Annotated in this window: 8 protein-coding genes; 1 reads left to right on the plus strand and 7 read right to left on the minus strand. The window is 47.0% G+C overall.

Annotation, left to right across the window (positions count from 1 at the left end; translation table 11 throughout):
* Window positions 1-2 precede the first annotated feature (2 nt).
* The 6 genes from C7R91_RS23750 to C7R91_RS23775 form a co-directional block, all read right to left on the minus strand.
* Complete coding sequence (locus tag C7R91_RS23750) at window positions 3-15,569, minus strand: non-ribosomal peptide synthetase/type I polyketide synthase (RefSeq protein WP_047067574.1); 15,567 nt, start codon at window positions 15,567-15,569, stop codon at window positions 3-5.
* 706 nt (window positions 15,570-16,275) lie between these two features.
* A complete protein-coding gene (locus tag C7R91_RS23755) occupies window positions 16,276-16,956 on the minus strand; it encodes a metallophosphoesterase family protein (protein WP_047067576.1) in 681 nt (226 codons plus the stop codon).
* A gap of 173 nt (window positions 16,957-17,129) precedes the next feature.
* Window positions 17,130-17,777: a nitroreductase family protein gene (locus C7R91_RS23760; RefSeq protein ID WP_047067578.1), complete on the minus strand. Its 648-nt coding sequence runs from the start codon at window positions 17,775-17,777 to the stop codon at window positions 17,130-17,132.
* A 185-nt stretch (window positions 17,778-17,962) separates the two neighbouring features.
* The gene (locus C7R91_RS23765) at window positions 17,963-18,283 is read right to left on the minus strand and encodes a hypothetical protein (protein WP_047067582.1); all 321 of its coding nucleotides are present in this window, start codon (window positions 18,281-18,283) and stop codon (window positions 17,963-17,965) included.
* Window positions 18,284-18,299: 16 nt separating this feature from the next.
* Window positions 18,300-20,843: a DNA topoisomerase IV subunit A gene (gene parC, locus C7R91_RS23770; protein WP_047067584.1), complete on the minus strand. Its 2,544-nt coding sequence runs from the start codon at window positions 20,841-20,843 to the stop codon at window positions 18,300-18,302.
* A 2-nt stretch (window positions 20,844-20,845) separates the two neighbouring features.
* A complete protein-coding gene (locus C7R91_RS23775; protein WP_047068605.1) occupies window positions 20,846-22,816 on the minus strand; it encodes a DNA gyrase/topoisomerase IV subunit B in 1,971 nt (656 codons plus the stop codon).
* Window positions 22,817-23,345: 529 nt separating this feature from the next.
* On the opposite strand from C7R91_RS23775, the gene C7R91_RS23780 reads away from it, so the two are divergent.
* Window positions 23,346-23,723 carry a YflT domain-containing protein gene (locus tag C7R91_RS23780; protein ID WP_047067585.1) on the plus strand — a complete coding sequence of 126 codons (378 nt, stop codon included), beginning with the start codon at window positions 23,346-23,348 and terminating at the stop codon, window positions 23,721-23,723.
* A 70-nt stretch (window positions 23,724-23,793) separates the two neighbouring features.
* Here the strand turns inward: C7R91_RS23780 and C7R91_RS23785 are convergent, their stop codons facing one another.
* Window positions 23,794-24,093 (minus strand): DUF1292 domain-containing protein, encoded by a 300-nt coding sequence (locus C7R91_RS23785; protein ID WP_007718819.1) that lies wholly within the window; start codon window positions 24,091-24,093, stop codon window positions 23,794-23,796.
* Between the last annotated feature and the right edge of the window lie 32 nt (window positions 24,094-24,125).

The raw sequence follows: 24,125 nt of genomic DNA on the forward strand, positions 1-24,125 counted from the left end.
TATCATTGAATTTTTTCACCCAGCAGTTGAGAAAGATGATCTAACTCCTCAATGGACAGCTCATCGTATGTGAAATCTGTTGGGCTTTGCTCGACTGACTCTTTCGATAAGCAGTGCGTAATGATTTCTACGATCTTATCTCGGTAGGCATTCACGAGGCGCTGAATGGTTCCTTCTTCAAACTCTTCACGATGATACGTAAAAGTAAGTGTCAGCTTGCGATTCACGACCATTCCATTCACATCAAGCGCAAAGGATCGGATGGCGGTCGGACTGATTTCTCGGCCCGGTGACAGGGAGGAGGTCGTCATGCTTCCCGATTCCAAGTCTGTATCGAACTGGCCCAAGTAGTTAAAACTGATCTCGGGCTTTATCTGGAACGTTAACGGAACATCGGCTTGTCTCGCAGATAAATATTGTAAAATACTGTATCCAATACCTTTGTTCGGCACACGGCGCAGGCTGTCTTTCACCATTTTGATCTGGTAGCCAAGGGATTCCGATCGGTTCATGTCCAGTACGAATGGATACTGGGCTGTAAACCATCCGACCGTACGTGAAATATCGATGCCCTTCACGATCTCTTCCCTGCCATGTCCCTCCAGATTGACGAGTACACGCTCTATCCCCGCCCACTCTTTTACCGCCAACCCCAACGCCGTAAGCAACAGATCGTTCACTTCCGTGTTATAAGCTTGGTGGCTCTGCTTCAGCAGCTTTTCTGTGTAGGCTTCATCAAGCTCGATGGTGACATCTGTTGTATCTTGCATGAGCGGTGCCCCGATCGTTTCCGCCTTTGCCAGAGGAGAGAATGGGATTTCCTCTACCTGCTTCCAATATCCGATTTCCTGTTGAATTTCGCTTCCCTGCGCATATTTTTGCAATTCTTCTGACCATGTTTGAAAAGAATCGGTTTTCATAGGCAAAGCAGGCTCTTCTCTTTGCAGTAAGGAGTCATACACGGTATGGAAATCTTCCAGAAGAATCCGCCAAGAGACACCATCGACAACGAGATGATGAATCACGATTAACAGGTGATCTCCATCTTCTGTTCGGAAAAGACCGAGATTTATCAACGCAGTATCCGTCAAATGGATCCCTTCCTGTATTAGCTGAGCAGCTTGCTCCATCTCCTCTACGTTTTGCGCCGAAAACTCCTTGATCATAATAGGAACCAGGCACTCGTCCGGTTTCCGATGTTCCTGGACAATGTCTGACTCATTCATTTGGAATTTCATTCGCAAAGCATCATGATGCTCAATCAGCTTCGCAAATGCTTGTTGAACCAGTTCTGGATCGAAGCCAGCTTCTCTGTACAGCATGACAGATTGATTGTAATGATGAGGGTTCTGATGGTTTTGTTCAAAGAAGTTCATCTGGATCGGTGTCAACGCTACTGCTCCCATTACAGGCCCTTGCTCAATTTGTCTGGTCAGCGGCTGGAGATATCTGGCTGCACTGCGAATACGCGGGTTTTGGAACAAGTCTTTCAATCGGAGCTCATACCCATGACTTCTCAATCTCGCTATCATCTGAAGAGCTTTAATGGAGTCTCCCCCAAGCTCAAAGAAGTTGTGGGTCACACTTACTTGCGCGAGCCCCAGCACATCCTTCCAGATGGTGACCATGATTTGTTCCTGTTCATCGGACGGCTCGACGATGTGTTCCTCTACCAAGAGAGAGCGATCAGGAAGAGGGAGTTTTTTCCGATCCACTTTTCCAACAGCGGTAATCGGCATAGCGTCTAGTCGAACGAAGAAAGACGGGATCATGTAATCGGGCAAATCTTTAGCGAGCAGGTCTCTCCACTCGTCAGCCTCAAGCTCATGCTCTGTCACAATATACGCGCATAAGTACTTGCTTCCATTTTCTTCTTCTCTGGCGATCACGATTGCTTCTTTTACCTGTTCCAGCGAAAGCAGCTTGCTTTCAATTTCCCCTGGCTCGATTCGATATCCCCTGATTTTGATTTGGAAATCCTTCCTGCCCAGGAAGTGGATGTTCCCGTCCGGTAAATAGACAGCCAAATCCCCTGTCTTATACATTTTTTCGTAGCCCGGTTCCGCATATGGATTATCGACAAAGCTCTGTCTCGTTAGCTGCTCGTTATGCAAATAACCTAATCCAAGCGGCATGCCTGAGATGTAGATTTCTCCTGGGACACCTATCGGCACTCGTTTTCCGTACGCATCGAGTAGAAGGATTTTCGTGTTGTATATCGGTTTACCAATTGGGATGCGATCTTCTTCTCCCGTAATTTGATAGGCAATGCATCCGATACTTGCTTCTGTCGGACCATACAAATTCGTCGGCGATACATACTGGAATATTTTCAGGAATTTGGAAACTGCGGACGGAACAATTTCCTCGCCGCCAATAATGATCTTCTTAAGCGATTGTAATTTGCCCTGCAGTTCGAGATTTTCCGCTAACTGATTAACGATCACATTAAAAACAGATGGGACGAAATCAGTTAAGGTAATTTGTTCGTGTTCAATGATTCCAGCCATGTAATCAGCCGATACAGTCATCCCCGTAGTAGGCAAGACCGTTTTTCCGCCATTGGTCAGCGGCCAGAAGAATTGCCAAATGGCACTGTCATATACATGGTTGGTGGTCTGAAGGACAGATTGCGCTGCGTCTTGTCCAAAGTAATCATCCATCCAGAGAAAACGGTTGACGATCCCTCTATGCGGTACGACGACTCCTTTTGGTTTGCCTGTTGAGCCGGAAGTAAAAATGACATAGATGGGGTCTTCCAGCGATACCGACCGATTAGGATTTTCGGCTTCCGTTGTCAGGTTCCCCAGATCAATCGCGACCATTTTGGCTCCCAGATCCGTTTCCGTAAAGGAATGGTCAGATTCAACGAATACAAACTCGCTACCCAGCTCGGCAATGACAGACTGGAGTCGATCGACAGGCCACTGAATGTCCAGTGGTGAAAAGGCTGCTCCCGTCTTCATTACACCCAATAACGATACGACCAATTCCAGACTTCTTTCCATAAGCACAGGTACATACTTGCCTTTTCCTACACCGCGCTTCAAAAGATCGGATGCGACTGCGTTGGCTTTCTCGTTCAGTTGTTGGTAAGTGATTGTCGAGCCTTGATAGGAAACGGCAATTCGATTTGGATAAAGTCTGGCTGATTCCTCGATAGCAACATGGATCGGTTGTACCGCCGAATACTCTCGCCTTGTATCATTACTGAGCTTCTCCAAAAACTGCATTTCTTCCGGAGACATGAGGTCAATCTCACCCACAAGAATATCCATGTTCGCCGTCACCTGACGCAGTACGTTGGTAAAATGGTTGATAAATCGCTCCATCGTTTCAGGCGTAAATAGACTGGTGCTATATTCGCACTCCACAAAAAATCTATCATTTCTCGTCTCGACATTCATGACGATGTCTAACTTGGATATTTTCGTTTGGAATGGATAAAGGCTGACGTCAACCCCGTTCCAGTCAAAGGCCGTATCTGCCACATTGTCATAGGAGAACATGGTGTCAAACAACGGATTCCTGCTTGGGTCGCGTCGAACCTGAAGCTTTTCTACCAAGTCTTCCAATGGATAATCCTGATGTTCAAACGCCAATAGTGACTTCTCACTTAGCTCTCGGACAAACTCGCGGAACGTCTTGCTGCCTGCTGGATAGTTTCGCAGGGCAAGCGTATTTACAAACATTCCCACTACATTTTGAACATCGGTGTGGTTTCGTCCTGCCACTGGGGTCCCTACGACAATATCCTCTTGTCCGGTATATTTGGACAGCAAAACGTTGTACGCCGCCAATAGAATCGAAAAGACCGTTACGTTTGCTTCCTTCGCCAAGGCGTGCAATCTGCGGGATACATCCGCCTCAATCTCACTTTCGACCGTTCCCCCTTCAAAACTCTGAAACTGGGGTCGCTGATAGTCAGTAGGCAGATTCATAACAGGTAATTCCCCGCTGAATTCATCTATCCAGAACTTCTCCTGCTTATGCGACTGCTCCGTCGTCTTGATCTGTTTCAACCAAGCCGAATAATCCTTGTACTGAACGGTGAGTGGTTCTGGATTTTGCCCGTTATACAGTTGATTCAACTCGTCAATCACAATGCTCACAGATGTTCCATCTGCAATGATGTGGTGCATGTCAATCAGGAGTAAATGCTTGTCCTCCATCAGTTTTACCAACTTGACGCGCAATAATGGTGCCTGGCTCAATTGGAATGGCTGGATGAACGTCCGAATGAGATTTTCTATTTGCTCAGGGCTGTCCTCTGCGCGAGCATGATCGATGGCAAAACGGACAGAGTCATGGACAAATTGTTTAGGCTCACCATTTACGTAGTCGAAGGACGTACGGAACGCCTCATGTCTTTGGATGAGAGACTGGAATGCGTTTTCCAGCGCCACAGAATTCAACTGCCCGGTAAGAACCAGAGCGCCTGCCATATTATAGGCCACACTCGTTTCATCAAGTGATTGAACGGTGAAAATCCTTTTTTGTGAAGGAGAAAGCTCATAATGCTCTTGTTTTCCAACCGCCTGTATCAACGGCATTTCTGCTTGAGTCGCTTCGGAAATGACGTGGGCAAAGCTCCTGACGGTAGGATTTTGGAAAACGGCGCGCAGCGGAATTTCTACCTGCCACTCCTTGTTCACTTTGGCAAGAAGAATGGCAGCATGCAGGGAATGTCCACCGATTTCAAAGAATCGATCCAGAACGCCGACTCGTTCGAGCCCCAAAACCTCTTGCCATATTCCTGCAAGTTTTCTTTCATTTTCTGTCGCAGGCGCTACGTATTCCTCGGATACCAGCTTAGATAGATCGGGTTCAGGCAACGCATTACGATCGATTTTGCCGTTTGGCGTCACAGGCAACTCTGCCAATTGGATGATAAAGGTCGGAACCATGAACTCAGGCAGGGAATCGGCTAAAAACCCCTTGATTTCGGATGGACTTACTCCCTCATCTGTTGTGTAATAAGCGCACAACACAACGGATTCATCTCCCTTTGTCTTCGGGAGCACAATGGCATTGCGAACCTTTTCATGACGTAACAGCTGATTTTCGACTTCGCCCAGCTCCACACGGTATCCACGAATCTTCAATTGGTAGTCCGAACGACCGACAAACTCCATATTTCCATCTGCCATCCAGCGCACAATATCGCCGGTCCTATACATGGTCTCACCAGGACGGAAAGGATTTGGGATGAAGCGCTCACGGGTTAATTCCTCTCGGTTCAGATACCCCCGCGCAACACCTGCTCCCCCGATATATAGTTCACCGTACACGCCTACCGGCTGTGGCCGCAATTGGGAATCCAGCACATAAAAATCTGTGTTTTGCAGCGGTTTTCCGATCGGAACATTTCCGGTTGTCATCTCGGTATCGCCAGCCATTTCGAAATAGCTGGAATCAATAGCAGCCTCCGTGACCCCATAGCTATTGATGATTTTGATCTGCCCGAAACGCTCAGCCAAGCGGACAAACGCTTCGCTTTGGCATGTATCTGAACCAAGAATCAGCAGTTTCAGATGATCGAGCGGCAATCCATTTTGATAAATGTACTCCATAAAAGGAAGAACAAGAGCAGGTGTCGATTCAAACAAGGAAATTTCGTACCGGGTCAACCATTGATAAAGAGCCGGAAGATCAATCCTTACATCACTTGGACAAATCACCAAATGTCCACCATGTAAAAGAGCCCTGCACAAATCCCCTGCAAACACGTCAAATGAGAAACTCGCCATCTGCAAAAGATTCACATTCATCTGTTCAAGTTCGTACTCGTACCGCCATGTATTGGCTACACTCACCAGGTTGCTATGCTCGATCATGACCCCTTTGGGTTTGCCAGTAGTGCCGGATGTATAAATGATATACGCGAGATCGCTCGGTCCAGAGATGGCGTCGAGATTGGACGAATCCCCCCTGTAACTGGCCTCATCGTCCAGATCGATAACGGCGCCGCTGAAGTCTACTCCGCTCTGGCCATTTTGATTGACCAGCATGACCTTTGCCTGACTGTCTTCCAGCATGAACGAAATGCGGTCCTTCGGATACTGAGGATCAATCGGAACATAGGCTCCACCCGCCTTCATGACTGCCAGAACGGCAACGACCATGTTAATCGAGCGTTCTGCCAAAATCGCAACGGAGCTGTTTGGTTGTACACCCTGATCACGCAGCGTCCGGGCCAGACGATTTGCTTTTGCATTGAGTTCCTGATAGCTGATCAGCTCTTCCCCGTAAGAGACAGCAGCTTGCTCTGCATGGCGTATTGCTTCTGCCTCGAACCATTCATAGAACGTTGGATAGAGAGGAGCGGGGATTTGCTTTCTCGCTTGATTAAAATCGGTAACTACCTGCTTGACATCTTCGCTGGACAAGTACTCCAAATCAGCTAGGCAGCTCTCATTAGACTGCACAATGGAGTGAAGAATCTTGGCAAAGTGATTAGCCATTCGCTCAACCGTATCGCGTTTAAACAGATGAGTGCTGTAATCAAATTGGCAAGTGAGCATTGTCCCATCATCATGGACATCAAGACTGAGATCAAAGAGGGACACGCCCTTTGGATATTCATACGTCGTGACTTTGAAATCATCTGAGGCCACGTCGTCAAAGGATTCGTAATGGTAGTCAAACATGGTATCAAAAAGAGGATTGCGGCTTAAATCTTTGTTTAGTTGCAGAGAATCAACCAGCTTTTCAAATGGGTATTCCTGATTTTCAAAGGCAAGAATGGCTTGATTTTTCACTTCTTTCAGGAAGTCCTTGAAGGTCTTGCTTCCTGTTGGATAGTTACGGATCGCCAACGTATTTACAAACATGCCGATCATTCGTTCCAAATCAGGGTGTTGTCTTCCCGCCACAGCAGAACCGACAATCAGCTCCTCCTGCCCGGTGTATCGATAAAGCAGTACATTGTAAGCAGCCAGCAATACCATATACAGCGTCGTGTCAGTTTCCCTGGCCAATTGGAGTAACTGCTTCCTGACTTCCTCACTGATTCCCATCGTCAAGCGGTCACCTTCAAAGGATTGAACCGGCGGTCTTTGGTAATCAACGGGAAGCTTCAGAACTGGGAGCTCTCCTTGGCTAAATTGCTTCAGCCAGTACTCCTTTTGAGCCAAGAGCTGTTCTGACTGCTCCCTCTCTTGCTCCCATGCCACGAAATCTTTATACGTCACGCTGAGCTCCGGCAGTGATTCTCCTCTATACGTATGGAGCAGCTCACGGATAAACAGAGAGACCGAGTAGCCGTCCGAAATAATGTGGTGCATGTCCACCGCCACAATGAACCGTTTGGCTGATACTTGGAAGATTTTCGCCCGAATAAGCGGTGCTTTACTGAGATCAAATGGCTGGATAAAAGTCCGAATAGCCTCATTTACATCCTCTTCGGCCAGCTGTTCAACCTCAATATTCAATGGCAAATCATCATGTAAAACTTGAACGACCTCATTATCTCTGATGACTAAGTTGGTCCGGAAAGAATCATGTCTTTGTATAACTTGTCGCAAAGAGTGAATTAGACGATCAAGTTCCACTTCCCCATCCAATTGTAAGTATCCGGATAAGTTATAGGCGGTTCCCCCATCCAGACCTTGGAGGATGTACATTCTTTTCTGTGCGGAAGAAGACTTATAGTATGGCTGCAACTCGCATGAACGAATGGGTGCAAAAGCTTGATGCTTTGCAGAGTCTACATATTTGGCTAATTCACGTATCGTCTGCGATTGAAAAATTTGATGCAAAGGAATTTGCACGTGGCATTCCTTGTAGATTCTGCTGAGCATGACAGTCGCTTGTAAGGAGTTCCCGCCTTGTTCAAAAAAATTATCATCCAGATACATCGGGGAGCTTCCCAAGATTTCCTGCCAAATGACTCTGATAGTCTCTTCGGTCGCCGTTCCAGCCGGCTCTACTTCTCTGTCGCTCGTATTTCTTTGGCCTGCAAGCCGATCGGATGAATGGATAATGTGGATGTCTCCATTTCCTAGGGGAACAGCAGATTTCGTAGTTCGCTGCCAATGAGACGGATCTGCATGCTCGAATCCCCCATTAGCCAGATACACCAGTCCGACCGCACCCACAGGAGCCAATTGCTCATACTGATCCAGGACATAGAGGGAAGCTCGTCCTACCTGATCATCTGGCATATCCTGCAAAAGCTCTGTCCAATCCGCTGCATATTTGCCCAGGTTGCCGCTGGATTCGCGTTTCATTTTTTCCATCTCGTCGGGCTGTAAAAGTGATAGTGCACAAATTTTTTCCTGGTCGTCTTCGGCAATGCGATGCAAAAGATTGGCAAAGTAGACGCTCCACTGGCGAAGAATCTCCGTGGTCACTACTCCGCTTCGTGCATCCACATCAACGACCAGCTCTCCACCCACTTCTGTCACGTTTACAAAAAGATCGTACTTGCTGTAAATGATCCGATTGGGCAACAGCGTAGCCTTCATTTGAGCAAAGGTCAGGTTGTGAAGCGGTCGATCCATATTGAACAACACAGAAAGCTCCGGCAAGTTTTGAGGCGGCAAATTCTCAGCTAATGCTGCAAAGGAGTAGGCTTGATGCTTTTCCATCTCCGCTACCGCCTGTTTCACTCGGGATAAATAATCCGCTGCCGTATCATTGCCGTCAATTTCCGTGCAAATCGGCAAAAGATTAACGCAGTTTCCGATCAAGGACATTTTGCCGATATGGGATTGACCCGCAGTAGGAATCGCAACCACCATTTTTTTATTTCCAAGAATACGATGCAGGAAGAGGTTAAAGGAAGCCAGTAAGGTAATAAACAGACTGTTCTTGTTTTGAATGCTTCTTTTTCTTGCCTTCCTTGTGATGCTGCTGTCGATCTTGAAAGTGATTCTCTCGCCTGTAAAAGATGGTTTTCCCGTTTCTCGTTGCTCCAAAGGAAAAACGAGCTTGGGAATTGGATCTGCGAATTTTTCGTTCCAGTACGCGAGCGCTTCCTTAAACGCTGGTTTCTGCATCTGATCTTCTTGCCAGTTTCGGTAAGCAGAAAACGGTGTAGAAGGCTCTAGCGATATTGGTCGTTTTTGCGTAAGAGCCGAGTAGATATCATCCAGCTCTTTGATAAAAACAGCCATGGACCATCCATCTGCAATCATGTGATGAAAGGTGTAGGAGGTTAGGAATTTGGCGGCAGCCAGCTTGATGACACTTACCCGAAACAGTGGGTCCTCGGAAGACAGCTCAAATGGCGTGCCTGTTTGTTCCTCCAAAAGCTGATTCTTTTTTTCTTCCTGCTCCTCAGATGTAAGATGGCTCAAATCCACGAATCGAACACGTATGTCCCTCTTGGGTAGTACCACCTGATACTCTCCGTTGGAATCAATGATGGTTCGCAACGCTTCATGGCGATCCACCATGGCTTGGACTGCCTGCTCAAACACTGGGATATCTAGCTCACCCTCAACCTGAAGTGTGGCGGTCTCGTTAAAAGCGGCGGATGCTTCCACGCGATATTTGACTGCAAACCACATTTGTTTCTGTTCCGGACTAAGGGGAAGCCTCAGTTCTTCCCCCACCCTTTCCACAAGCGTTGCCTCAGGCTTTTGCCCATCCCGTTTCGTATAGTTTGTCATTTCGACGACTTGATTTTGTTTGCGTCCTCCACTCGGAGAAGTGGGGGGTGGCTCCGGCAAAAAGCCTCCTCGACGCAGATCATCAATACTTTCCTTCACCGCTTGGATCAGTCTCTCGATATCCTCATCAGAATGAGCAGTGGAAAGGAAGCAATTTCTGCCCTCCCATATATAAATTCCCTTGCTGATCAGATGATAGAAGAACAATTCTATATCGGTAAACGATACGAAGCGGAACAAGGAACCGCAATTAATCATCTGGATTGGAATCTGCTCGTTCTTAAAATATGCGTTAAGCGTTTCTACCAAGTAGAGGGTCTTTTGCGTTAACGCTTCCTGAAGCTTCGGCCCCTGCCCCTTCAAATATTCCAGCGTAGCGATCGCAGCATGCATCGTTAGTGGATGCGTGCAAAACGTTCCGCCCACAAACGTCTTTTTCTCCGCATTTACCGGGTAAGATTGATCTCCAAAATTCCAAATCCCCCCATCTACTGCATCCATGAACGCAGCTTTCCCGGCTACAACACCAATCGGCATGCCGCCACCCGGAACTTTCCCATACGTAACGAGGTCTGCTTCTATTCCGTACCATGCCTGTGCGCCACCAAGATGTATGCGGAATCCCGTAATGATCTCGTCAAAAATGAGAGCAATCCCTGATTGGCTAGTAATCTCTCTGACTTCCTTCAAGAATTCTACCGGCTGCAGATCAGGACGGCGGCTTTGAACAGGCTCGACCAACACTGCGGCCAGTTCATGTGCATGTTTTTTGATCAGCTCGATTGATTTTGGATGGTTGTAGTTTAGGACCAGGACGTCATCCACTGTATGCTGGGTAATACCTGGTGCCATCGGTATGGCCTTCCCGTCCTGGGACTCGGGATCAGCAACAGTCAGAATGCCGTCAAATGTACCGTGATAGGAACCGGAGAATAATGCGATTTTCGAACGGCCTGTAACCGCTCTGGCCAGGCGCAGTGCCACCATTACTGCCTCTGTCCCCGAATTGTAGAAGGCGACTCGCTCCACTCCGGTTAGCTCGCTGATTAATTCCGCTACTCTTCCGGCTACATCTGACATAGGACCGAGCGGAGGCAGATCAGATTGAATCTGCTCCTCCAGCTTTTTCATGATAAATGCGGGATTATGACCGAGCAGGTTTACACCGAAACCCATCGTCAGATCGACATATTCATTCCCATCCAGATCCCACATTTTAGAACCAGCTGATGCTTGCGTAATGATCGGGTAAACCATTTCCTTCCAATAGGAACGGAATCCAGACACATTGCGATTGTTGGCATGAACAAATCGGTGCTCTTGCGTATACTTCTTGGATTGCTTTGTCTTTTCCGTATAGCTTTGAATAAATGCATTCAGATACTCTCTTTGTTTCGGTGTAAAATTGCCTCGTTCACCAATCATCAGTGGTTGATACGGTATAAATGGCTTCTGGCGTTCCTCTTCATTCACCTTGACCTTGACTGGTGGTTTTGCCTCAGTTTTTTTGATCTCAGGAACAACAGGTACCGATTCGACGTGTTGTTTTGGTACATAGCTTTGTTCCTGATTCAATAGCTCCAATTGCTTTTGTAACAACGTAGCCATTTGGTTTTGGTGTTCAGACAAGAGCGAAATCTGCTTTTCGATAATGGTTTCAACTGCCCCGTTGTTTATCTGGGCTGGCATTTTCGTAGTTTGTTCTCTCGGCACTGATTGTTGAATGCTCTGAACCTCATTTTGTTCCACAACTTCGTTTGCTTTTGGTTGCTCGATTGCCATCCATTCCATTTGTTTGGCAGAAGCCACAGCCGGGCTGCTGGATAGCTCCTGAGCGATGTGCGCTGCTAGCATATCAACGCTGGTAATGGTTTCAAACAGCTCTTGAGCCGGAATAACCACTCCAAACTTTTCCTGAATTTCACGATTAATTTGTACAAGCATAATAGAATCCAAGCCTAGCTCCAGAAAATGAAGGGAAGGATCAATCTCTTCTACAGCAAAACCTGAAGCATGATGAACCAACTCTATCAGAACTTTTGCGATTGGCGCAGTTCCTATCTCTGACACAGTAGCACCTCTGTTTCCGCTTATAGTATTCATCTGTTCTGGAATGATACTACTCACATCATCTGTAATCCAGGAGCGATGCTGATCGAAAGGATAGACCGGCAATGGCATTCTTCTTCTCTTTTTGCCATCTCTGTAGAACTCATCCCAGTCAACCATAGCTCCCTGTACATACAAATCGCATAATGTCGTTGCATACGAATACTTCATTTCTGTACTCGCCACGCGGTACTTGTCCTGTACATCCCGAGCGGATTGACTCAATAGATGAACGGTTTCTTCTGGAATCCGCTTTTTACCAGGTGAGTAGACAAAAACATCACGATCATTTTCAAGCCGGACCGCCAATCGGTCGAGCTTTTGTTCAAAATCGCTGCGGCTATGCAAAATAAGCGCAATCCGATAGGGAAGCGTTTCTCTCCCGGTGTTTGCCGTATAGCACAAATCAGACAAAGAAAGCGGTCCACTGGAAGAAAGAAACTCACGATACTTTTGAATCAGACGTTGAAGGGCTGACTCGGATTTGGCCGACAAGGTAAACACTTGCACCTCGTCTGAGACGGTCATCTCCGTTTCATTAGCTGGCACATACTCTTCCAAGATAACGTGGCTATTGGTGCCGCTAAACCCAAACGAGCTAACCCCGCATCTCCTTGGATGTCCATCTGTTTCCCATTTTTCCAATCTGTTTTGCACATAGACTGGGGACTTTTCAAATGCGAAATTCCGATTGGGCTTCTGGAAATGGACGAGGGCCGGCAGCTCTTTATGTTTTAACTGCAAAGCAGCCTTAATCAAGCCAGCGATTCCCGCTGCTTCATATAAATGTCCAATATTCGCTTTGACAGTGCCGATTCCACAAAACTGTTTCTTCTGTGTATATTGTCGGAATGCTCTCTGAATTCCATCCAGCTCAACAGGGTCCCCCAGCTTCGTACCCGTTCCATGAGCCTCTATATAGCTAATCGTTTCAGGGTCGACTTGCGCATCCTCCCAAGCGTCTACAATTAATTCTGCCTGGGCCTGTGAGTTCGGTGCGGTAATCCCGACTGTAACACCGTCCTGATTAACAGCGCTTCCCTTAATCACGGCATAGATGTGATCCCCGTCCTCGATGGCTTTTTCCAAAGGTTTTAACAGAACAGAAGCTACGCCTTCACCCCAACCCGTTCCATCAGATTGATCGTCAAACGCCCTTGAACGGTTGTCAGAGGATTCCATTCCAATTCCAGCCTTTTGCGCCAGCAGGATGGTTTTGACTCCCCCTGCCAATGCCATCTCACAATCACCGTTTTGGATAGCCTTGCACGCCATATGAACCGCAACCAAGGAAGAAGAGCAAGCTGTATCAACGGTGACTGCAGGGCCGCGCAGATCAAGCAGGTGTGAAATGCGGCTTGCAATAATGGAAGGAAGGTTGCCTACTACATAAGAGGGCAAATCCTTGGGACTTACGACAGACAAAAGGCGTTCGTAATCGTATCCCAACTTGGAGAAGCCGACATACACCCCTACTTTTTCCCCTGAAAGCTTGTGCCCGCCATAGCCTGCATCCTCTAGCGTATTCCAAGCATTCTGGAGGAACAGCCTTTGGTTGGGATCCATTAGCTTCGCTTCTTTCGGGGTGATCGAGAAGAACGAATAGTCAAACTTGTCAATCTCCTCTAAATAACCACCCTCTACAAGGTTAGGATTACCCTGCTCGCCTCTTACCAGCGAAACATATTGTTCTGCGTCCTTTCGTCTCTGACCATGAAGCTCGTGAATGCAATCCTTTCCCCCCCGGATGTTTTGCCAAAATTGATCCACGTCCTCAGCCTGCGGGAACCGACAGGAAATCCCGATAATTGCGATATCCTTTTGTTTCTGTTGGCTCGTATCTGTCTCTTTTATGGGCTCAGTCGCCTGATCGTCGTGGAAGAGACTGCGAGCAAGCTTGGAGATTGTCGGATAGGCAAACAAATCTGTTACCGCCAACGTGATCCCCATCTCCTCTTCTATCCGCCCCGCGAACTGGGTCAACTGCATAGAGGACGCGCCTACATCAAAATAACTGTCGTTTGGTCCCAATCTGTCTGATTGAAGCACCTCGCGACAAATGGCAAGCATTTGTTTTTCTATTTCTTCACGCAAGTGGGGTGATTTATCGGTTCTTTCCTCTTCTACCTGTTCGTTAATTCGGCGTTGCATTTCCTCGGAAACATCGCGAAATGCTCCAGACTGATACTCCCTAGCCACTCTATAACGTTCAACTTTTCCACTCGTTGTTTTGGGGATGCGCTGAATCGGCAAGACCTCGCTTATTCTCCATCCAGTTCGCTCGTTCAAATGTGTTTTCACTTTCTTGGAAAGCTCAATGAACTCGTCTACACTTTTCCGGTGAAGGATAAACACAAGAATGTCTTCTTCTTTGCTTTCCTCGTTGAATACTCCGCAAGCAACGACCTTCCCAAGCTCGACTCCTTCGACTTCTTCAGCAATCCGCTCAATATCATGCGGATAAACGTTTTGACCATTCACGAAAATAATGTCTTTCGCACGCCCCGTAATGACAAGGCGTTCCTTTCGCATAAAACCCAGATCCCCTGTTCTGAGCCATCCATCAGCCGTCATTACATTTGCGGTGGCAGCAGGGTTGTTGTAGTATCCAGCGGTTACATTCTTCCCTCTAATCTGGATATGGCCAACCGTATCGCTTGGCAGCTCGTGATCCTCGTCATCACATATTCTTACCTCGCAAAAATCGATGGGGTAACCGACTTCTACCAGTGTGAGAGCCTCTGGATTTGTATGATCTGTCATCTTGATTGGCTTCCCTATCTGGATAAACCTACGATCTAGAGAAAGCGTTGTAAAAAGCTGATTCTGATCAGGCATCGATACTCCCACAGAGGCTTCAGCCAATCCGTAGCACGGGAGCATGCTCGTTCTCTTCAATCCATAAGGGCTCATCTGATCCAAAAAATGATGGATTAATTCTGAAGCAATGGGTTCTGCTCCATTTAAAATCGTGCGAAGCGTAGACAAATCCCACTCTTCTGCCACTTCCGGTTTAAACCTGGACAACACATATTTATACCCAAAGTTCGGAGAAGAAGAAATGGTCGCCTTGTGCTCGCTTACTTTCTTCAGCCATAGCGTAGGCCGCCTGATAAATAGTGAGGTATGAATAAAATAATGCTGAACTCCTGCATACAACGGAGATAAATGGAACGCGATCATCCCCATGTCATGAGTTAAGGGCATCCAGCTTAGAAATGAGTCAGACTCAGTCGTTCCAAGTCTGTTATTAATCGCAAGCACATTATGGACAAGGTTTTCATGGGTCAGGGTAACCCCTTTTGGATCTCCTGTAGACCCAGATGAAAATTGAATAAAGGCCACTTGATCTGCAGTAGGATAATAGATTGTGCCCTTCTCTTCTTTTTTCCCGGTCTCATTAAGCAGGAAGGACTTCGACTTTAATGATTCCATTTCTGTTACGTAGTTGTGCTTGCTAAAGAAATCCTCCAGTCGTTTCCAGACGCTGTCCGTCGTAATGAGATACGGATTGATTAATGTCTTCCAAACCTTTAACAGCTTAAGACGATGCTCTTCGTTATCCCCTACAGAGATCGGAACAGCAATCATTCCACCGAGTAAGCATCCCCAAAAAAGGCAGACAAATGTTCGGAGATTACTATCCTCAATTTGAAAGACAACCTCATCTCCAGGCTTGATTCCATTATTTTGAAGGACAAATAAATAGCCGAGGGCTTCTTCATACAATTCTTTATAGGAAACAAACACCTCATTCTGGTCTCCCAAAATGAAGGTAACGCCTTTATGGTCCTCGTTTTTCCGCAATTCCAGCGCTTCTACTAATGTCTGAACTAAATGCAAAGCGTTGTTCCTCCCTTGTCCCGTGTTTGATAGTTTCTAGCTTGTCTGGTGAGCATAACCACTCAAAATGCTCCCTCTTGCATTTGTAAAACCGAATACATAGAGCTTCTGCCCACGTGATACAAGAGAAGTGATTATCCCCAAGCTGGACTCGTTGCATGAATCGCCTGTCTCCCCACTATATTTTTCCGGGTAACGCAAGCTGGTACTGAGAAAATAGCTTTTCATTCTGAATATTAGGAACCTTTAACCAAAGACGATAGCGCCACTTACCCGGAAGAAAAAACGACCAAGCACACATCTTTACTTATATTCCCTTTAATTGATTTTTTTTGAAGTGCCAAACAGTAAGAAACCAGCGACAAAATGAGTCTTAAAAATAGCTAGTTCTTTTGTCTTTTCTAGCAGTGGAATAAGGGCGACGATTAGAGTAACAGTCACATTACAGCGAGTATGGCAGGGGAAATTGGTCATTGATTAGCAAATATTCACGTGGGCTAATATGATAGTAAAGAATAAAAATATGAGCGAGTTGGGAATATTTTACTATCCCAAATATTAGAAGACAAGCCTTTAATTATTAATTTTTGCAATTTATTTAAATAAATTTCATTACAATATTACTCTTAACTTATCTTGACTCCTATCAAAAAGGCTTTCACCCGCTCTTTGTAAAGAGAGGTGAAAGCCTTTCGTTCTAGTTCTATTACTCTACCGAGTAAACCTTTCGGCTGGGCAGCTCCAAGCAATGCAGACGGCCGCCGTATACTGCACCTCCGTCAATGCCAATGATTTTATTTTCTCCGTAAAACACATCATGTTTACCGTGCAAATAACTGGTCGGCGTGTGACCAAAAACAACGGTCTTTTCCCCCTGGTAGCCTTTATGGAACTCATCACGTATCCACATCAGCAGGTACGGGTCAGTCTCCGCGACCGGAGTCTCGGGATGTACACCCCCGTGAACAAAAATATAATCATCGGTTTCATAATAGCAGTCCAAGCCAGCCAAAAATTCCAGATGCTCTTTTATTGACGAGGTGATTTCCAAGGCCTCCGGTGCGCCAGACTCCGTATCGGCTGCGGCATGACCATAACTCGCCAACGTCTTTTGTGCGCCGTTTCGGAACCATCGTTCGATAAAGACAGAATCTTGCTCGAATGATTTAACCATCATATGATCATGGTTGCCCATCAACACGATTGCCCCTTCTTCATGGAGCTGTTTAACCTTGTCGACGACCCCCTTCGACTCTGGCCCACGGTCTATATAATCACCTAGCAGGATCAATTGATCGTTTTGTGGATCGTACTGAATTTTCTCCATCAACGATTCCAGTTTCTCCAATTCCCCATGAATATCGCTGATTGCCAACAATCTTTTCATCCTACACCCTTCTTTCGCTCGTCTGCGGCTTCTCTTTCGTTACCGACATGTCTCTCTATTGTACGCCCCCTTTCACCTGATTACCAGCATGTCTGTCCCTCGAAAGCTTGCAAACGTGAAAAAGCCCAGGCCCAAAAATCCTATCAGGCCAAGGCTTTTCCATATGTTCATGCTTATTTACTCGGCATCTCATTCCAGAACGTAATCTCTTCCACATCCAGGCGAGTCGTCGGATGACCAGGCTCTGCCGCTTTGCCGACTGCAATCAACATGACCGTTTCATATTGATCTGGGATTTGGAAAGCTTCCTTGAATTTCTCGCTGTTATAGCCTCCCATTGGTACTGTGTCATACCCTCTTGCCTTGGCAACGAGCATCAATTGCATCGAGACGAGACCTCCGTCTACCAAAGCAATTTCCTTGATGATTGCTCGATCCCGATTCTCATAACGCTTGTTGATGTTGTCGATGAGTGTAGCTTTTACTTCCTCTGTCATGTAGCCTGCTTCTACCGCTTTTTTGTAAATGTTCCCGGCTTGTTTGTAGCCCTCATAATCAGCCAGGACTGCAATAATCGCCGCAGCCTCTACCACCTGCTTTTGGTTGAATGCGATGGGGAGAAGCTTCTCTTTCAATGGCTGTTCATCGATAATCAAAAACCGCCATGGCTGGAGGTTGGAGCTGGAAGGTGCCAAGGTTGCTTCCTTTAGCATTTCCTTGATTTCATCCCGCGAGATTTTTGCTGTTGGATCGTAATGACGTACGGAACGACGCTCCCGAATGACGTCCATAAAAGCCTTTTGATCGATAACTTTTTCCATGATTCCATCCTCCAGTAGTAAGTATACGAATTTAGTAAGTTACTAACTTTATTACACAACAACTCGTGTTCAAAATGTACCACATATTCCAATTCGCTGGCAATCTTTTTGTATGCAAAAAAACGCTTTGGCTAAGCGGCTCACATCCTGTCATGAATGCAAGCGCGTCACCAAAGCGTTTTTTGTTAAACCGGAGAAAAAGCGGATAGCACGGCTGGCTGTCTCACGGTGTCTCCATTCGGGAGCTCGACAACGAGATAGCCACTTCCTTCGTCCTCAGCTGCTTCCCAACTCAAAGAAAAAGCTTTGCGGCTAAATGCTTCCTCTTCGTCCAGACAACCAAGCATCGTCTTCAGTGTGTCTGATGTGATCGGCACGGGCACACTTGCTCCTTGCTCTTGTGGAAGAGAGAGCAGTTTTGGCGCATCTTCGAAATATTGCACAGTATCGAGGAGCAGAGAAACCTGCTGCCAGCTTAGCGGTGAAACAAAGGCTTCAAACGCCATTTATTCATCATTCCTTTTATTCACGATGATCTCCATTGAACAGGTTAGCCTGGACATTCGGCGTTTTCTGTTGTCCTGCTGGGCCAGCTCCGTCTCCTGAGCCTTTTGCAGTCGCTTCGTCCTTTGGTTCATCTGTCGGCAAAACGGTTTCAAAAGCCACTGCTTTTACCCCACCCTCAACAAGTTGTCGGCCGATGCCACCTTGCTCGTTGACGATCACTTGCTCTGTCTCAACAAGGGTCCATTCATTCTGGGACGTCCAGGCATAAACCGTTTCCTCGATGAACATCGCTACAAGCTCATGCGGATTGTTTTTTCGTTTGCGAATCAACTGTACGCCTTTGCCTGCGCGAGCCTGGAGTGGGATCGCAGCAATAGCTGTGCGTTTTACTACCCCTTCAGCGGTCAACAAGCTAAAGGCACGAGAATCGACTTCTTCAATCGGAAGCATCGTGATGACGTCGTCGCCAGGAGCAAGTGCGATTGCTTTTACCCCGCTCGACGCTCTACCAGTAGCGCTGACTTCACTGCGCTGGAATCGAATGCCCATGCCATCTTTCGTCGCACCGAGTATCGCCCCAGCTTCGTCCGCCACAAATACATTCACAAACTCGTCATCGTCGCCTTTTAGCTTTGCAGCTACCAACGCACTGGAACGATTCGTTTCGTATTCGGACAACGCCGTCTTTTTCATCAAACCATTTTTACTTACATGGTATACATACAGCGGTTGTTTGAAGTTTTCTACGATCGTAAAGCCAACGATCCGCTGATTCTTCTCCAACGGGATGATGTTGACGAGGGCCGAACCGATATCCTTCCACTTATCGTCCGGGAAGGCGTTAACCAGTGTGGCGAAGTATTTACCGTCCTGCGTAAAGAATAGAGCTGTGTGAGACGTATTCGTCTCCATGAAATAACGGACACGGTCTCCTTCTTTTACCCCACATGTCTCCAGCGTTCCCCCCACTGATTTGAAGGAGCGCGGGCTCGTCCGCTTGATATATCCTTCGTTTGTGAGGGTAACAATGCAATCTTCGGCATTGATTTGCATCGCGATATCGATTTTGATTTCCTCGATCTCGCCCTGGATTTCTGTCAGGCGCTCTTCTGCGTATTTTTTCTTGATCTCGTTCAGCTCGCCTGTAATGACTTGAATCAGCTTTTTCTCGCTTGCCAAAATCGATTTCAGTTCCTCGATTTCTTTTGCCAGTGTAGCCAATTCTTTTTCCAGCTTGACGATATCCAAACGTGTCAAAGAAGCGAGCTGAATGCTCAAGATCGCATCTGCTTGGTTTTCGGTGAAGCCGTATTTCTCCATGATGTTTTTCTTAGCATCTGCACGGTCTTCCGAATCCATAATCGTATCGACGATCTGACGCAAAATAGACTTGGCACGAATCAAGCCTTCCACGATATGCTCGCGGCTTTGCTTTCGATTCAGATCATATTGGCAGCGATTCGTGACGACTTCTTTTTGGTGGTCAATGTACGCCCCCAACAAAGCCTTGAGTCCCATCTGGCGGATGGTCCCCTCATGAATCACGTTCATGTTGTAATTGTAATAGATTTGCAGATCCGTATTTTTGTACAGGTAGTTGAGAATCGCCTGCTCATCCGCTTCCTTGCGAATATCCACTACGATACGGACTTTTTTCTGCTCGGCCTCTTTGCGACCGGTTTCATCACGAACCGCCAGTGCACCCTCGATTTTTCGCTCCATTACGAGCTCATCGATCTGGCCGACGAGCTTCGACTTGACCACTTCGTAAGGGATTTCGGAAATGACGATTTTTTTGATCTTGCCGCCTTTTGGCTCCTCTACATGGGTCTTCCCGCGAATGATGAATTGGCCACGGCCTGTCTCAAACGCCTTGCGAATTCCGGACACCCCTTGAACAATGCCGCCTGTCGGAAAATCTGGACCTTTGACGTGCTGCATCAACTCATCCAGCGAGATATTCGGGTTCTTCATTTGTGCAACAGCTGCATCAATGACCTCCCCCAAATTGTGCGTAGGGATGTCTGTTGCAAAACCAACCGCGATCCCGGCAGCTCCATTCACGAGAAGATTAGGAAACCGTGAAGGCAATACTGCCGGTTGTTGAGCGGAGTTGTCGTAGTTCGGGATGAATGTAACCGTATCCTTTTCAATATCACGCAAAAGCTCATTGGCCAATGCCGACAATCTGGATTCGGTATAACGCATAGCGGCTGGCGGGTCTGCGTCCAAGCTACCAAAGTTTCCATGGCCTTGAATGAGCACCTGGCGCATTTTCCACCATTGCGCCATCCGCACCATCGTTTCGTAAATCGCCGAGTCACCGTGCGGGTGATAGGTACCCATCACGTACCCGACCGTTTTCGCAGATTTACGGTATGGTTTATCGTTCGTGTTGCCTTCTTGGTACATAGCATATAAAATCCGGCGCTGTACCGGTTTTAGTCCATCGCGAGCATCTGGGATCGCACGTGAGAGAATAACCAGATTGGCGTAGTCCCCAAAGCGCTTTCCCATAATCTCCGCGAAGCTCTGATTAATAATTTGATTGGACAGCATGCTTATTCATCCTCCCCCACTTCAAAGGTGACGTGGTTCTCGATCCACTCACGCCGTGGCGGGACTTTGTCACCCATCAAAACCGTTACCAGCTTCTCACAGTGAGCGAGGTCTTCCAGTTCAACCTTAATGAGCTTGCGCGTCTCAGGGTCCATGGTTGTTTCCCAGAGCTGATCGGCGTTCATCTCACCCAAACCTTTGTAGCGCTGCACTTCAGCACCGCGTCCAGCCTTTTTCAACGCCTGTTCCAGCTCGTAATCGCTCCAACAGTAAATCGCCTCTGTTTGCTTGCCCTTACTTTGCTTTTTCACCTGATACAGAGGCGGTTGGGCAATATACAAGTGACCAGCTGCAATCATTGGGCGCATGTAGCGGAAGAAGAAGGTCAGCAGCAGCGTTTGAATATGGGAGCCGTCAACGTCCGCGTCGGACATGATGATTACTTTGTCAAATGCACAGTTTTCAATGGAAAACTCTTCGCCAATATCGGTTTCAAGCACCTCTAAGATCGTGCGGAACTCTTCATTCGCCAATACCTCGGATAGCTTTGCTTTTTCCGTGTTCAACGGCTTTCCGCGCAGGCTGAACAAGGCTTGGAACTCTGAATTACGCGCTTGTTTTGCAGAGCCACCCGCAGAATCCCCCTCGACGAGGAAGAGCTCATTGCGCTTGGAATCTCTGTATTGTGGCGGAGTGAACTTTTCCGAAATCGATTTGCGCTTTTTCGCGGTTTTGCCTTTCTTGTCGCCGCGCAGGGCTTCGCGTTGTTTGCGCAGCTCTTCGCGAATCTCAGCAGAACGCAATGCCTTGTCAATCAGCAGCTTGCCTATTTCCGGATTTTCCTCGAGGAAGAAGCCTAGCTTTTCGGAAACAATCTGTTCTACAATTGCCCGTGCTTCTTCGTTCCCCAGCTTGTCTTTTGTTTGGGACTCAAACTGGACGTCAGCCATTTGCAATGACAATACACCGAGGAAACCTTCCCGCAAATCGTTTCCAGTCAAGTTCGGGTCCTTTTCTTTCAAGTACCCTTTTTTCCGGGCAAATTCGTTAAAGATCCGGGTCGTGCCGTTACGGAAGCCCGTAACATGGGTTCCGCCGTCAGTTGTTACAATCGAGTTGACATAGGACACCAGTGTCTCTGCATAGCCGTCATTGTACTGAAAAGCCAGCTCCACATAGATATTGTCCTTTTCCCCTTCGAAGTAAACGATCGGATGGAGCGTATTTTTCCCCTCGTTCAAGTAAGAAACGTATGATTTCAAGCCATCTTCGAAGTAAAACTCTTCCCGTTTCTTTTCAGGTCCACGCTCGTCAATCAAAACCATGCGCAGCTTTTTCAGAAGGAATGCCGTTTCACGAAAACGATCGCGGATCGTCTCATAGTCAAAGCGAGCATTGCCAAACACTGCGTCATCCGGCAGAAAACGTACCGTTGTTCCTGTGCGTTTGGTGTTCCCTGTGACTTCAAGACCGGTAACCGGTTTACCGACGTGCTCAGTTCCATTTGCATCCACTACATACTCAAAGCGTTGCTTATGAATTTTGCCTTCCCGGTGGATTTCGACCTCAAGCCATTTGGACAAGGCGACAACGACGCTGGAGCCTACCCCGTGCAAGCCACCACTTTTTTTATATCCGCCTCCGCCGAATTTACCACCGGCATGGAGTGTCGTAAAAATAACCTCTGGTACCGGTCGGCCAGTCTTGTGCATACCCGTTGGGATTCCGCGTCCATGGTCCTCTACACTGACACTGCCATCCTTGTACAAAGTGACGATGATGCTATCATTAACGCCGGCAAGCGCCTCGTCTTTGGCGTTATCTACAATTTCCCACAGCAGATGATGCAGGCCACGCGAGCCCGTGGAGCCTATGTACATTCCAGGGCGCTTTCGAACGGCAATCAAGCCTTCTAAGACCTGAATATCTTCTTCCGTATACGTTAATGTTTGCTGTGTTTCTGTTTCCTTCAATCGCGCTCTCCCCTCTACTCTTCGGACACGTAGAAAAACGATCATGCCTTTTTTACTGATGGCTAGGGTCGTATTCACCTTTTTTGAAAAACGCCGAGATGATTCAATCCCCATGAGAGGAACGTTTTCCTAATAAAAGCGAACACTTAATCGCTATTGTACCGTATGGTTCCCATAGTATTCAACGCCAGTAGCAAAATGGGGCAAAAAAGCCACCTCGCCCCTAGCGAGATGGCCGATTCTTCTCAGTATTCCTCGTTTCGCATTCGTTCTGTACATGACATGCATATTCCATTAATTAGTGTAGCACTAATGGTGAAGATTGGTCAAAACGAAAAACCAAAACATTTGTTTCCCTTTTTCTATTTCTTCCCCCACAGCGTAAATCCTGCTACGATCAAGGAAAATATGTCAACTGTTCTTACGTAGCATTCATCGCCGTGCTTCAGGTATTTCCATTCATCCGCGTTTTTGCTTTGGGCATCCTAGTAAGGCATCGATTCCTGAGGCGAAAAAGGGGGGAATACTTTTGATCAGTGCTACCAAGCCGTTTGTCAAATTCCATAAGTATGATGCTGAGCTAGCTTCTGACGTTCACGCGTTAAATTCTGCCGGATACAACAGTGACGACATCTGGGTTTTGAAATGGAATCCTGATAAAAATCACTCCAATCAACGAAACAATTTTTATAAATACAGTACCCACTTTGAAAGTGCCGTCGGTCACATTGACAGCATGGCGCATTTCTTTGACAATGGCGGTAAAGAACTCCGTACCCGTCTCGAAAAGCTAGGTCTTACGAAAGACGAGTGCTCTGCTTTGGTTCGGGAACTGCAAGAAACCGACTATACATGCCTTCTCGTTGTACGAGACCTTAAGGATAACATTATTAAAATGAATGACTGATCGACCGCAAGAAAAAGCCACTGCTTGGGTTTTAACGCCAGCAGTGGCTTGTTTCATTCATACACCGGGATTACTTGTCTTCTTTAATAAGTTCGATGCCTTCCAGCACTTCGTTCAGCTTCGCGTAAACAGTGCTTTCCTCATCTTCTTCCAATGGTACCATTTCGCCGCCGTCCACTTGGAATACGAAGATATCCACTTCTTCATCTTCTTCGCTTTCCTCATCTTCCACAGCTTCAGCCAAGGCAATATATTCTTTACCGTTCAGGTCGAACATAGCCAATACTTCAAAATCCCCCAACGGCTCACCATTTTCGTCATCCAATGTAATGATATCGCCCAACTCGAGGTCTTTGTTCTCTTCTGTCAATGTGTTCACGTCCTTATGCTGATATTCGTACT

This window comes from Brevibacillus formosus (assembly GCF_003013405.1).
Taxonomy (GTDB): Bacteria; Bacillota; Bacilli; order Brevibacillales; family Brevibacillaceae; genus Brevibacillus; species Brevibacillus formosus.

Bases quoted from the DNA above. Each gene is read 5' to 3' on its own strand.
- C7R91_RS23755 (WP_047067576.1), bottom strand. From the start codon at position 16,956: ATGAAAAGATTGTTGGCAATCAGCGATATTCATGGGGAATTGGAGAAA.
- C7R91_RS23760 (WP_047067578.1), bottom strand. From the start codon at position 17,777: ATGGAAAAAGTTATCGATCAAAAGGCTTTTATGGACGTCATTCGGGAG.
- C7R91_RS23765 (WP_047067582.1), bottom strand. From the start codon at position 18,283: ATGGCGTTTGAAGCCTTTGTTTCACCGCTAAGCTGGCAGCAGGTTTCT.
- parC (WP_047067584.1), bottom strand. From the start codon at position 20,843: ATGCTGTCCAATCAAATTATTAATCAGAGCTTCGCGGAGATTATGGGA.